The organism is Acidovorax soli (assembly GCF_014207955.1).
GTDB classification, from domain to species: Bacteria; Pseudomonadota; Gammaproteobacteria; order Burkholderiales; family Burkholderiaceae_C; genus Acidovorax; species Acidovorax soli_A.
Genome location: NZ_JACHLK010000016.1, coordinates 95142 through 108695 on the forward strand (window position 1 = coordinate 95142; position 13554 = coordinate 108695).

10 protein-coding genes are annotated in these 13554 nt (G+C 68.5%); 1 reads left to right on the forward strand and 9 read right to left on the reverse strand.

Translation table 11 applies throughout. From position 1 onward, the window contains the following. Positions 1 to 19: 19 nt before the first annotated feature. On the reverse strand, positions 20 to 3307 hold the full coding sequence (locus HNP48_RS28815) for a hypothetical protein (protein WP_184863750.1): 3288 nt from the start codon (positions 3305 to 3307) through the stop codon (positions 20 to 22). A 147-nt stretch (positions 3308 to 3454) separates the two neighbouring features. Further along, positions 3455 to 5464, reverse strand: a complete 2010-nt coding sequence (locus HNP48_RS28820; protein ID WP_184863752.1) for a methyl-accepting chemotaxis protein — start codon at positions 5462 to 5464, stop codon at positions 3455 to 3457. A 132-nt stretch (positions 5465 to 5596) separates the two neighbouring features. On the opposite strand from HNP48_RS28820, the gene HNP48_RS28825 reads away from it, so the two are divergent. Beyond that, positions 5597 to 6295, forward strand: coding sequence for a 2-keto-4-pentenoate hydratase (locus HNP48_RS28825; RefSeq protein WP_184863754.1), 699 nt, complete (start codon positions 5597 to 5599; stop codon positions 6293 to 6295). 5 nt (positions 6296 to 6300) lie between these two features. On the opposite strand, the gene HNP48_RS28830 is transcribed toward HNP48_RS28825, so the two are convergent. Genes HNP48_RS28830 through HNP48_RS28860 form a run of 7 tightly spaced genes read right to left on the reverse strand, consistent with a single transcriptional unit; the run spans position 6301 to position 13554 of the window. Beyond that, positions 6301 to 6993, reverse strand: coding sequence for a glutathione S-transferase N-terminal domain-containing protein (locus HNP48_RS28830; protein WP_184863756.1), 693 nt, complete (start codon positions 6991 to 6993; stop codon positions 6301 to 6303). Positions 6994 to 6996: 3 nt separating this feature from the next. Then, positions 6997 to 7959: a tripartite tricarboxylate transporter substrate binding protein gene (locus tag HNP48_RS28835; RefSeq protein WP_184863758.1), complete on the reverse strand. Its 963-nt coding sequence runs from the start codon at positions 7957 to 7959 to the stop codon at positions 6997 to 6999. 24 nt (positions 7960 to 7983) lie between these two features. After that, positions 7984 to 8733 (reverse strand): enoyl-CoA hydratase/isomerase family protein, encoded by a 750-nt coding sequence (locus tag HNP48_RS28840; protein ID WP_184863760.1) that lies wholly within the window; start codon positions 8731 to 8733, stop codon positions 7984 to 7986. A gap of 8 nt (positions 8734 to 8741) precedes the next feature. Continuing rightward, the gene (locus HNP48_RS28845; RefSeq protein WP_184863762.1) at positions 8742 to 9548 is read right to left on the reverse strand and encodes an enoyl-CoA hydratase; all 807 of its coding nucleotides are present in this window, start codon (positions 9546 to 9548) and stop codon (positions 8742 to 8744) included. Then, entirely contained in the window at positions 9545 to 10744 is a 1200-nt protein-coding gene (locus HNP48_RS28850) for a CaiB/BaiF CoA-transferase family protein (RefSeq protein ID WP_221480386.1), read from the reverse strand. Before HNP48_RS28850 ends, HNP48_RS28845 begins: the two co-directional genes overlap by 4 nt. A 23-nt stretch (positions 10745 to 10767) precedes the next feature. After that, positions 10768 to 11826 (reverse strand): ABC transporter ATP-binding protein, encoded by a 1059-nt coding sequence (locus HNP48_RS28855; protein ID WP_184863766.1) that lies wholly within the window; start codon positions 11824 to 11826, stop codon positions 10768 to 10770. An 18-nt stretch (positions 11827 to 11844) separates the two neighbouring features. After that, positions 11845 to 13554: an iron ABC transporter permease gene (locus HNP48_RS28860; protein ID WP_184863768.1), complete on the reverse strand. Its 1710-nt coding sequence runs from the start codon at positions 13552 to 13554 to the stop codon at positions 11845 to 11847.

Genomic DNA, 13554 nt, shown 5'->3' on the forward strand with positions numbered 1-13554 from the left:
TCTTGCGTCTTTCGTCCCATCAGGTATAGCCAAATTCGGCGGGGTTGGTCATCAGGTTCCAGGATGCCCAGGTCGATGCCTCGGGCTTGGCATTGCCGCCGAGCAAGCTTCCATCCTCGTGCGAGAACCACGGCTCCACGCCGCCCGAGATCGGGTTGAACACCATGCCCAGTTCCACGCGGCCGCCCCGCACCTCCCAATTGGTGTCCGCCATCACGATGCCGGGCACGGCCGGTTTCAGGCTCTTGACCATGGCGACTTCGATGGCTGCAGCGCGGGTCTCGGGGGTCTTGAGCTTGTCACCGAAGGCCTCTGGGTTGTGCGTTTCGAGCTGGTCCTTGACCCAGGTGTGCAACTGGGCCGGGGTCTTGCCCCCGGCCAAGGCCCCCAGGATGGTCGCACGGCTCGGGTGGTTGTCCGGCACTTTCAGCGCCGTCAGCACGGCCTCGACCACCGGGCGCTGCTCGGCCGCCGACAGGGGCGTACTGGCCTGGGCCTGCCCCGGGGTCACCAGCTTGTCCGTCACCCAGGCCTGCGTGTCGGGCGATGCCAGGGCGCCGGCCAGGGACGGGTGGCCCGGGCGGGCCAGGAACGCGTGCCCGGTGGTGCGCACAGGCACGCCCACATCGCGGCCCTGCCCGGCCAGGGGCAAGGTATCTTTCATGCCCTTGAAGGTATCGAGCACCTTGGTCACGAAATCCACACCCTGGGCATGAACGGGGGTCACGCCCTTCTCGCCGGAGCTGCCATACAGCGACACCTCCTTGGGGGCACCGGATCCGAGGTACTTGCCGGTGACATGGGTCTTGCCACCCGATGCGGGCTCCCAGGGCTTGGGGTTGGAGTCGCTGGGCAGGGGCGAGTTGAAGCGGGCCCGGTCCACCATCACGGCCGTGAAGGCCTCGGTTTCGGCATGGGCGCCCACCTTGTCGCTGAACTGGGTCAGCCACTGCTGCACCGCGGCGGGCTGGCCGCGCGCCACGCTGGCGGCGACTTCGCGCCCCACGTCGCGCATGACGCTGGCAGCCAGCGCCTTGTAGGCCTGCGGGGTGTCGATGGGGCGCCAGGTCAAGGGATCGGCCTGGCCCGCCGTGTCGTGCAGCACGAAGCCGCCTCGGTCCGAGCTGCCATCCGCCGCGATCTCGCCGGAGCCCATGGCGGCAGCGTCGTACTGCACCGCCAGGCGTTCCGCCATGACCTCCTCGAAACGGCTCTGCATCTGGGTCTGGAATTTGTGCAGGAAAACCACTTCATCACTGGGTGGCCAGTTCTTGGGAGAGGGGTTGTCTTCGGTGGGCGCCCGGTTCGCGGGGTTGGGATTGAACTGGGCCCGGTCGTCATCGGTCACGAGCGAGCGGTCGATCGCCGGCATGCCCAGATCAGGACGCACCGTGAAGACATCGCCGGTTTTGTCGAAGTGCCCCCGCTTGCCTCTTTCGAGGGTCACCGTATTCGATGAGAAAAGGGTATGGCGCGCAAAGGTGTCCATGCCCATTTGTGTGGGGTCGGCACCGGACGAACCAATCCGGCCTTTGAGGCCTTTGAGGGCATCGGCCTTGACGCGGTCGCCCTCGCCCTTTTCCAGCACGGACGACACGGTGTACTCCCAGGCACGCAGCAAGCGGTTGTCCATCTGCCCCTGGAAGGCATCGGTCGCCCGGCCCATGGCCTGGGCCAGCCGGTCCATGGCTTCCGTCTTGAAGCTGAAGCCGATACCGCTCAGTGCTTTCTGCAGATCGCGCTGCACGCCGGCCATCTGCCGCTGCGCCTCGGCGGCGTCCGGGCCGCCACGCTGCACCGCGATGGACAGCTCGCGCACCTGCCCTTCCAGCGTGCGGATGCGCTCCACGCTGGCCAGGTGCGCGGCACTGAGGCCCTCCTGCTGCATGGCGATCTGCTGCAGGATGGCCTGCGGCGTCAGCACGGCGTTCTTGCCCATGGCCTTCACGGCGCCACTGACCGTGGACGCCATGGCATCCGGTGCAACGCCCAACGCCGCCAGCCCGGCACGCATCCCCGGCGTCTCATGCAGCGCGGTGGGCGGGTCTACCGGCTTGCCCCCCGCTGTGGCCAGCAGGCCCTGGGTGTTGAGCGTGATGGTCTGCTGCAGCTCCTTGGTGCTCACGCGCTGGCTGATCGCCACCTGCTCGTCGTGGCCATCGACGGTCTTGTCGAAGTGGCCGTCCTCGATCAGCGACTTGATCTCGGCCAGGAACTTCTCCGGCATGGAGTCGTGCACCATGACGGCCGTTGCCGTGCCAAAGCACGAGCCCACGCTGCTCTGGCGCAGGTCCGACACCAGCGCGGACAGGGCGGCCTGGCGCGCATGTGCGGCCGTGACAGTCTGGTCGGGCTTGAGGCCCAGGGTGGCACGCAGAATGCCGTGCGCGGGGTTGTCTGCCGTGCGCGGCGCACCGATCGACTGCAGTTGGGCAGCAAAGTCGCCGTCATCGCGCAGGCGGGTCAGCATCTTGACGGCCACGCGTGTGTGCTCGGTCTGCGGCGTGGGCGGTTGCCCCAACTGGGTGATCGCGGCATCCAGGCGCCCCGCGTTCAAGGAGCCGTCCGGGTTGGTGACCAGCTTGGCGAGGTTGAGCGACAGGGCCGTCTTGCGGGCGGCGCCTGCATCCTGCAGGCCGCTCGCGCCCTGGCGGGTGCCGGCCTCGGCACTCGCGTCGATGCCGCCCCGGACAATCCCTGCATCCATGTCCGGCATGGGTTGGGAGGGGTCGGCCAGGTGGGCAAGCGCCTTCTCCGCCAGGCGGTCGGCCGCAGCGGGATGGATGCCGACCAGGTCCTGCAGGCCCTGCAACTGCGACGCCGTGACCGTCCCCTTGTCCGCCGCCGCCATCAACTGCACGACATGCGGGCTGGCACTGGCCAGTGCCATCAGCTGTTCGCGCTGGGCCGCTGTGGGGGTGCGGGCCACCAGCGCGGCGGCCTCCGGCGTCATCTGGCCGGAACCCACCTGCTTGGCCAGGCTCAGCGTAAGCCGCGTGCTCATGCCCTCCACGCCAGGCACGCCCGCATGCTGGAGAATGGACCGGGCTGCCTGGAACTCCTTTTCATGGCTGCTGGCAAAGCGCACCGTGGCGGGGTCCAGCTTCATCAGCCGGGTGAAGTCGGCCTTGGGCACATCGGTCATCACATGCTTGTGGGAGGACGGCTGGAACACGCACAGCTTGTCGGCCTTGCCCGCACGCTCCAGCCCCTTGAAGGCCACCGCACCCTTGTCGAACCCCGTGCCGGCCACCTGGCCTTGCGTGGGCGCAATGAACTGCGGAGCTCTGTCCAGATGAATCGTCATACCTGCTGGGTCCCTCTTGAGAATGGTGCGAACGCGTGCGCGGCAGGCAGTGTAGCCACCGGCTTTTGCAAACACCAGACATAAACCTCCAGCAGCGGCCTTGCAGCAGCAAACGCCCTTTCCCCCAAGCCCCTCCGGGGGTGGAGGCTAGCGACCAGCAAGCCGCAAAGACGGCCGGGGCAATGCCGAACCCGGCACCGCACCCAGGTTGAACTGCGCCACTGCGCCGACCATCTGCTCGGCCTGGCTGCGCAGGCTGCTGGCGGCGGCCGCCATTTCCTCCACCAGGGCGGCGTTCTGCTGCGTGGCCTGGTCGAGCTGGGTGACGGCCTCGCCCACCTGGCCCACGCCAGCGGTCTGCTCGCGGCTGGCGGCGCTGATCTCTGCGACCATGGCCGCCACGCGCCCGATGGCATCGACCACCTCCTGCATGGTGCTGCCCGCCTGGTCGGCCAGCACCGAACCCTGCTGCACCATGGCGCTGCTGGTGCCGATCAGCTCCTTGATGGCCTTGGCCTCGGCGGCCGTGCGCTGCGCCAGGTTGCGCACCTCGGCCGCCACCACGGCGAAGCCACGCCCCTGCTCGCCGGCGCGCGCGGCCTCGACGGCAGCATTCAAGGCCAGGATATTGGTCTGGAAGGCAATGCCATCGATCACGCCGATGATGTCGGCGATCTTCTGGCTGCTGGTGTTGATGCCGTGCATGGTGCTCACCACCTGGGACACGACCTTCCCTCCGTCGGTGGCCACCTGGCTGGCGCGCACGGCCAGCTGGTTGGCCTGGGCGGCACCGTCGGCGTTGTGGCGGATGGTGGCGCCCAGCTGTTCCATGCTGGCCGAGGTCTGCTCCAGCGAGCTGGCCTGGCTTTCGGTGCGGGCCGACAGATCCTGGTTGCCCTGGGCGATCTCGGAGCTGGCGGCCGATACGCTCTCGGCACTGTTGCGCACCGTGCCCAGGCTTTCCAGCAGGCGCAGGCGAAAGCCCTCCATGGCCTGCGCCAGCGTGCCGATCTCGTCGCGCGACCGGATGCTGACGCCGTGCGTCAGATCGCCCTGTGCCAGGTAGCCCAGGGCCGTGCTCAGCTGCTGCACCGGCGCGCCCACCAGGCGCCGGGTGGCCAGCACCAGCACCACGGCCAGCAGCACCAGCGCCACCAGCACACCCAGCCATAGCCAGGTCAACGCAATGCGCGCCTCGCCCATGAGCTCGGCCACGGGTGCCTCGGCCACCACGGCCCAGTTCCAGGGCTTGTAGCGCTCCACCGCCACAAAACGGCGCTCGGACGCCTTGGCAGAGGGGCGCGGCGACCAGGTGGCCTCGAAATCGCCAGCCTGCTCCGCCGCCGTGAGGGATGCGAGCCAGGCCTTGCCCTCCTCTGCCTTCTCGTCCACCACCACAGGCGGCGTTCCCGAGCCGCCCAGGCCGGAGATGCGCCCCCGCGCCGGGCCCGAGGAGACATCGACGGCATAGACGGCACCCGAGTCGAACAGCTTGCGGCTGGCCATCAGCTCGCCCAGGCTGTTCAGGATGGGCGCGATGTCCGAGCCGGTGAACAGGATGCCGATGGTGCGGTTGCCCTCGCGGATGGGCTCATAGACGGTCATGTAGTCGCGGCCGAACAGGTTGGCGCGGCCGATGTAGGGCTTGCCTTCGGCCATGAGCGCGTAGGCGGGGTGCTTGCGGTCCAGCAGGGTCTTGAAGGCGCGCTCGCCGTCCTGCTTCTTGAGCGAGGTGGTCACGCGGATGAAGTCGTCGCCCGTGCGTGCAAAGAGGGTGGCCACGGCGCCCTGCGCGTCCTTGGAGAAACGGTCCACCAGGTCGAAATTGCCGTTGAGCGGGTTGCCGTCCAGGCTCAGCACCGCCTCGGGCTTGCCGTCGGCACCGGGCTGCTCTGCCAGGCTGAAGGCTCCGGCAAAGCGCGATTTCAGCAGGCCGAAATCGCGCCGCGCCAGTTGCTGGGCCGATTCGTCCATGGTCTTGACCAGGGTGGCGACCTGCGATGCATACTGCCGGGCCTCGCCCCGGGATGCATCACCAAAGCTCTTCCACACCATGCTGCTGACCAGGGCCATGGTGGACAGCAGCACCACCAGCAGGCTGGCCAGGGCCACGAAAGACAGTTTGAAAGCGATGGAGCGGCTGGCAAAGTTTTTCATGGAACACACTCCCTGGAGTTGATTGAGTACGCCTGTCCAATCTTGACCTGGGTCAATGTAAGCCTTTGAACGCCGCCCCGCCAGGGGGCCGCGCCGGGTGAGCTTGTAGACTGGCCGGCAACGGAGCACGCCATGGAACCCCGCACCCTTCTCGCCCACTACGACAACGGCACCCTGTGGCCCGCCCAGGCCGCCGCCGGCATCGGCGGCGACGTGGCCGTGGCCTACCAGCAGGCCCTGGCCGTGCGCAGCCTGCGCCAGGCGCGGGGCGAAGAGCCGCGCGGTTACAAGATCGGCTTCACCAACCGCAACATCTGGGCGCACTATCAGGTGTTCGGCCCGATCTGGGGCACGGTGTGGTCGACCACGCTCCGCTTCTGCGCGGGCGAAGGCCGCGTGTCGCTGGACCATTGCGCCCAGCCGCGGCTGGAGCCCGAGGCGGTGTTCGGCCTCAAGGCCACGCCCGCGCCCGATGCGTCCCTGGACGACCTGTTCGATGCCATCGACTGGGTGGCGCCGGGTTTCGAGATCGTGCAGTCGCACCAGCCCGGCTGGAAGTTCACCGCTGCCCAGACCGTGGCCGACAGTGCCCTGCACTGCGATGGCGAAGCCAGGGAACAAGGCCAGGGCGCCAATGTGCTGGGTGGCCCACTGAACGCCCTGCACCATTTCCTGAAGGAACTGCGTGCCTGCCCCGGCGCGCCGGACCTGCAACCCGGCGATGTGGTGACCACCGGCACCTGGACCGATGCCTGGCCGGTGCAGCCCGGCCAGCGCTGGAGTGCGGACTTCGACGCGCCGCTGTCGCGGCTGTCGGTCACCTTTACCTGAGCAGCTCAGCGCCTGGCGTACTGCTGCGCGCCGAACAGCACCTCGCGCGCCTGGGCGTCGTGCACCGGCTGGCGCAAGTCGGCCAGCACCGCAATGCCGCGCTGCACGGCGGGGCGGCTGCCCACGGCGGCAAACCAGCGTTCAAGGTGCGGATGGTCCGACAGGGCGATGCCCTGCTTCTCCCAGTTGCGCAGCCAGGGCCAGACTGCCATGTCGGCAATCGAATAGTCCGCGCCGCCCAGCCAGGGGCTGGTCGCCAGGCGGCGCTCGATCACGCCATAGAGCCTTTTGGCCTCGTTGGTGTAGCGGTCGATGGCGTAGGGAATCTTCTCCGGTGCATACAGCCTGAAATGGTGGTTCTGCCCCAGCATGGGGCCCACGCCACCCATCTGGAACATGAGCCACTGCAGCACCTCGTAGCGGCCCCGGTCGTCCGGTGGCAGAAAACGCCCGGTCTTGCCCGCCAGGTACAGCAGGATGGCACCTGATTCGAAAAGGGTGATGGGCTGACCGTCCGGCCCCTCGGGATCGCGGATCGCCGGGATCTTGTTGTTGGGGCTGATGGCCAGGAACTCGGGCCGGAGCTGGTCGCCCGCGCCGATGTTCACGGCGTGGGCCCGGTACGGCAGACCGCATTCCTCCAGCAGGATGTGGACCTTGTGGCCATTGGGCGTGGCCCAGGAATACACGTCGATCATCGCTCACTCCACCTTGACGTTGGCGATCTTCACGCGTTCGAGCTGGGTCTTGCCGGCTTCGACTGCCCAGGCATGAAACGCGGCCGGGCTGGCAAAGGGCGCGGCCTCGTTGCCGGTGGACAGCAGCTTTTCCTGCACCTGCGGGTCGGCCAGCACCTTGCTGGAGGCGGCGACCAGCCGTGCCTGCACCGCGGGCGGCAACTTGGCCGGACCGAACAGCCCGAACCAGAACGAGAATTCGAAGCCCGGCAGGCCCTGCGCGTCCAGCGTGGGCACGCCGGGGGCCACGGCCGAAGGCTGCTGCGTGGTCACACCCAGCATCTTCACCACGCCCTGTCGGCCCAGGGGCAACACCGATGCCGCGGTGCCGAAGGACAGGTCCACCTCGCCCGTGGCCACGGCCTGCAGCGCCGGTGCACCGCCCTTGAACGGGATGTGCACCATGGCCGCATCGATGGCCTTCTCGAACGTGAGCGCCGCCAGGTGTGGCGAGCCGCCGATACCCGACGACGCATAGTTGAGCTGGCCCGGCCGCGCCCTGGCCGTCGCGATCAGGTCCTTGAGCTGTGTGATGCCGCTCTTGGGGCTGACCGCCAGCACCAGGGGCGAGACCGTGAGGCGGTTGATGGGCGTGAAATCGGCCGGCATGTAGCGCACGCCATACAGATGCTGGTCGATGCCGTAGAGCGTGCCAGTGGCCAGGCCGATGGTGTAGCCGTCGGCTGGGGCACGCGACAGCAGGGTGGACGCGAGCGTGCTGCCGGCGCCGGGCTTGTTGTCCACGACGATGCCCTGCCCCAGCTCCTTGGCCATGGCTTCGGCCACGATGCGTGCGATGCCATCGCCGGCGCCCGAGGGCGAGTAGCCCACGATGAGGCGTATGGGCTTGGCGGGGTAGCCGCTGGCCTGGGCAGCCGTTGCCAGGCCCAGCAGCAGGGCTCCTGCGATGCAATGCAGCAATTTCATGGCGTTGGTCTCCTGTGCCATCCCTCACTGGCCCGTGAACCGGGGCGCACGCTTTTGCGCCCAGGCCGCCTGTCCCTCGCGCAGGTCGGCGGACTGGTAGGCGCGCAGCGCATCGGCATTGAACGCCTCCACGTCCAGCGTGCCCCGGGCCATGCGGTTCAGGTGGCGCTTCATGCCCACCAGCGCCAGCGGTGCCATGCTGGCACAGTCGCGCGCCAGATCGGCCACCTCGTGCTCCAGCTGCGCCGCCTCCACCAGTTGCGTCAGGTAGCCGATGCGCAGCATCTGCGCTGCACCGATCTTGCGCGCGGTGAGAAACAGCAGCTTGGCATTGTCCAGGCCCAGGCGGCTCACATAGCGCTCCATGCCCGAGCGGTAGTAGTGCAGGCCCAGGCGTGCGGCGGGCATGAACATGTCGATGCCCTCGGCCCCCACGCGGAAGTCGCAGGCCAGCGCCAGATCGGTCGCGCCGCCGTAGACCCCGCCATGCAGCACGGCAATGGTCACGGGTCGCGCCATCTCCAGCGCATCGACCATGCCGGCGAAATCGATCTTGCGCGGGGCGCCGATGCTGCCGATGTCGTAGCCGCTGCAGAAGTACTTGCCAGTGCTGCGCAGCAGCAGCACCAGGATCTCGGGGCGATCATTGACCTCTTCGATCAAGGCGGCCAGGTGCTCCAGGTCATCGGCCGTGAGCCGGTTGGCCTGCCCGGGCCGGCGCAGGGTGATGGTGGCGATGGCGCCATCGGTGCTGAGTTCGGGAAGTTCGTTCATCGGTCGTTTCACCGGCCTTGGAATTGGGGTTGGCGTTTGGCCAGAAAGGCACGGCGGCCTTCCCGGTAGTCGTCGCTGTCAAAGCAGCGCAGCACCAGGGCGGCCACGGCGTCAGCGCCAGGCGCTCCATCGGAGTAGTGCTCGAAGGCCCGCAGCGCCTGCTTGGCGGCATGCACCGTGAGCGGGGCATTGGCGGCGATCTGCGCGGCATAGGCCGCCACATGCTCCCCGAGCTGCCCCCCCTCGACCACGCCATTGACCAGGCCCACGCGCAGCGCCTCTTCGGCCTCCAGGAAGCGCGCGCTGAACAGAATGTCCTTGGCCACCGAAGGCCCCACCAGGCGCGCCAGCGCGGCCACGCCCCGGTAGTCGTAGCCCAGGCCCAGCCGCGCTGCGGGGATGGCAAAGCGTGAGGACGCCGACGCAAAGCGCACATCGGCCGCCAGCGCAATGGCCAGCCCGCCGCCCACGCAATAGCCGTCGATCATGGCGATCAGCGGCTTGCTCAGCGCGGCCAGGCCGGCATGGCCGCGTGCGGCGATCTCGTCGTAGGTCTTCTTCTGCGCCGCATCCGCGCGGTGCTGCTCGAACTCGGAGATATCGGCCCCCGAGACAAAGGCCTTGCCGCCCGCTCCATGCATGACCACGGCACGCACGGCCGGGTCGCGCTCGAAAGCCTCGGCCGCGATGCCCAGGCCCTGCCACATGTCCAGCGACATGGCGTTGCGCCGTTCGGGGTGGTTGAAGGTGATCCAGCCCACGCCATCACGCACCTCGGCCAGGATGCGCGGGGTTCCCAGGTCCAAAGCGCTCATGCCACCGCTCCCTCGCCGCGCATCGCCGCGATCGACGCATCGGAATAGCCGAGCTCGCGCAGCACCTCGTTGGTGTGCTCGCCCGCATCGGGGGCAGCGCGCTGGAAGGCCTCGGGGTGGCTGCAGCCCGACAGGTTGATGGGCGAGCGCAGCAGCGGCAGCGCCCCCAGTTCGGCGTGTGGTGCGGGGCGCGTCATGCGCAGGTGTTTCGCCTGCACATCCTCGAAAGCCTGGCCGATGTCGTACACCGGGCCACAGGGCACGCCGGCCTGGTTCAGGCGCTCCACGAGGTCCGCCACATCGAACTGGCGCGTGATGGCGCTGATCGCTTCTTCCAACTCGCGCCGGTGCGCCAGGCGCGAGGGCTGGTCCTTGTAGCGCCCGTCTTCGGCCAGGTGGGGAGCCTGCAGGAACTCGCACAGCTTGCCCCACATGGCGGCACCGGGCCCGCAGATGTTGACCTGCCCGTCGCGCGCCGCGAAGGTGCCCATGGGCACCAGCGTGGGGTGCGAGTTGCCTTCCTGGCCTGGCACCTTGCCCTCCACGGTGTAGCGCGCGCCCTGGAAGTCGAGCTTGTTGAGCATGGCTTCCAGCAGCGAGGTGTGCACCCACTGGCCTTGGCCCGTGCGCTCGCGGTGCAACAGCGCCAGCAGGATGCCCTGGCCGAGGAACATGCCGGCGGTGGTGTCCGAGATGGCGATGCCCGTGCGGTAGGGGCCGCGCCCCGGCTCGCCGGTGACGGAGCTGAGTCCGCTCATGCCCTGCACGATCTGGTCGAGCCCCGGGCGCTCGGCATACGGGCCGGTCTGCCCGAAGCCCGAGATGCTGGCCAGGATGATGCGCGGGTTCACCGCGCGCAGCGCCTCGTAGGTCAGGCCCAGGCGTTCCTTGACGGAGGAGCGGAAGTTCTCCACCACCACGTCGCTGCGCTCGACCAACTGGCGCAGCACGCGCATGCCCTCGGCGGTCTTGAGGTTCACGCTCAGGCTGCGCTTGTTGCGGTGCAGGTTCTGCTCGTCGGAGCCCCGGCGTGGTCCCAGGGTGGGCTTGCGGTCCGGCGGGTCGATGCGCACGACATCGGCGCCCCAGTCGGCCAGCAGGCGCACGGCCACGGGGCCGGCACGCGCAATGGTGAGGTCGAGCACGCGGTAGCCCGCCAGCGGCATGGCGGAGGCGGCATGGGCGGGGGGTTGCATGGGGAGTTCGTTCATGGAAGACATCACTGCACCGCCGCCACGGCTGCGGGATCGACGTAGATCACCGATTGCTGCCCCACCTCCAGCACCATGGACGGCACCGCATGGACCTTGAGCGTGCCGCCACCCGCGCTGGGCTGCACCAGGTAGTGCCAGTACTCACCCAGATAGGTGCGGCCCACCACCGACACGGACCCGAGCGGCACGGCCCCATCGGGCCCCGCGCCCAGGTACAGCGACTGCGGCCGGATGGACGCCTGCAGGCTGGCACGGTCGCCTTGCGCACCCGCCAGCGGAATGCCGTCAGGGAGGCCGTCGAGCCGCATGCGCCCGCCCTGCACGGCGCCCTGCACCAGGTTGGTCTTGCCGATGAAGCCCGCGACAAACGGCGTCTGCGGCCGGTTGTAGAGATTCCAGGGCGTGTCGATCTGCTCCAGCCGGCCCTGGTGCAGCACGGCGATGCGGTCGGAGATGGCCATGGCCTCGGTCTGGTCGTGCGTGACGTAGACCGTGGTGAAGCGGAATTCGTCGTGCAGGCGGCGGATTTCCGCGGCCATCTCCTCGCGCAGGTTGGCGTCGAGGTTGGACAGCGGCTCGTCGAGCAGCAGCACCTCGGGCCGCACGATCATGGCGCGGGCCAAGGCTACGCGCTGCTGCTGGCCACCCGACAGCTCGGCCGGGTAGCGCTGCGCATAGGGGCCGAGCTTGACCACGTCGAGCATCTCCTGCACACGCCGCGCGGTTTCGGCGGCCGGCGTCTTGCGCACCTGCAGGCCGAAGCCCACGTTCTCGGCCACGGTCATGTTGGGCCAGATGGCATAGCTCTGGAAGATCATGGACATGCCGCGGTGCTCGGGCGGCACCGAGCGCGCGGGTGTGGAGACCTCGCGCCCGTCCACCAGGATGGCACCGGCGCTGGGCTCGATGAAGCCCGCAATCATGCGCAAGGTGGTGGTCTTGCCGCAGCCCGAGGGGCCCAGCAGCGTGACGAGTTCGCCGCGCTGCAACTGCAGGGACACGCCGTCCACCACAGACGCGCCGCCGTAGTTCTTGCGCAGCTCTTTGAGTTCGAGTTTGGACATGGTTTTTGATTCCTGAAATCAGCCCCGGCGCAGCATGAAGTCGCGCCCTGCGAGCTTCATGCCGATGGCCACGACCACGGTGACGATGAGCACCAGCACCACCCCCATGGCGGCCAGCGTTTCGTAGTTGCCCTGCTCGCTCAGGTCCAGGGTGAGCACCGACACCACACGCGAGCCCGGCCCGGTGAGGAACACGGCCGTGGACAGCTCCTTGGTGCAGATCACGAACACCAGGATGAAGGCCCCCACCAGCGTCTTCTTGAGCAGCGGTGCCACCACGCGGGTGAGCACGGTGATACGACCACCGCCGAGGATGCGCACGGCCTCCTCCAGCTCGGGATTCAGGGCCCGCACCCCCGCCGAGCTGGCGGCCACCGAGATGGGCAGAAAGCGCGTGGTGAAGGCGATCACGATCAGCACGCCCATGCCATACAGCGAGAACGGTGGGCCGGCATACGCCGCATACAGGCCGATGGCCAGGATGAGCCCCGGCACCGCCACGGGCGCCAGCGCCAGGAACTGCACCAGTACCGGAAACGGCGTGATGCGCCGCTGCGTGGCATAGGCGATGCAGATGCCCATGCCCACGCAGATCAGCGCCGTGGCGCCCGAGTACAGCACGGTGTTAAGGAGGGCCGAGCGCACGGTGAGCTGCTCGAAGAAGATGCCGTAGAAGTTGGCCAGCGTGAGGTTGTCCAGGGCCAGCCCCTTGCCCCAGGCCTTGGAGAACGAGGCCAGGATGAGGATGGCCAAGGGCATCACCACGCTGAGCAGGGCCACCAGGCCTGAGTAGGCCAGCAGCAGCCATTTCCAGGCGCCGATGTCGAAGGGCCGCCGCTCACCGCCCTTGCCCGACACCGAGACGTAGCCGCGCCGCGCCAGCAGCCGGCGCTGCAGCATGAGCATGACGATGGTCAGCAGCAGGATGGGCATGGAGAAGGCGGCCGCCTGCTCCACCTGCAGCGGGTACTGGAAGAACGAGACGATCTGCGTGGTGGCCAGGTTGATGCGCGCCGGTATGGCGATCAGCGCCGGCGTGCCGTACAGGGCGATGGCCTCCAGGAAGATCAGGATGGCCGCGCCGATGATGGACGGCAGCACCAGTGGCAGGGTCACGCGCGCCATGGTCTGGAACTTGCCGGCGCCGTGGATGCTGGCCGCGTCCTCCAGCTCGGTGGACACCAGGTCCAGCGCCGACTTGGTGAACACATAGATCAGCGGGTAGGTGTACAGCGCAATGACGAAGGCCAGGCCCCAGAAGCTGAAGATGTTGAACGGCCCCTTCTGCACGCCAGCAAGTTCCACGACCAGGCGGTTGAGCCAGCCGGCATTGGGGCCGGCCAGCAGGATCCAGGCGATGGCACCCAGGAAGTTGGGCATGACGAAGGCCGCCAGCACACTCAGGTGGGTGAAGCCCCGGCCCGGCATGTTGGTGCGCGAGACCGCCAGCGCCAGCGGTACGCCCAGGGCCAGGGCGATGGCCGTGACCGCCGCGCCCAGGTAGAGCGAGTTGAGCAGCGCCTGCAGGTTGCGGCTGCGCCCCAGGGCCTGGGCGTAGCTCTGCAGCGACCAGGCGCCATCGGCGGTGTGGAAGCTGTCCCACACCAGGCGCAGGATGGGGTTGGCCACCAGCAGGACCAGCACGGCGATGAGCACGCCGAACAGCCACACGGCCGGGTCGCCGAAGCGGCGCGCCGCCATGCGGTCCGCAGGGGGATGGAGGGCCAT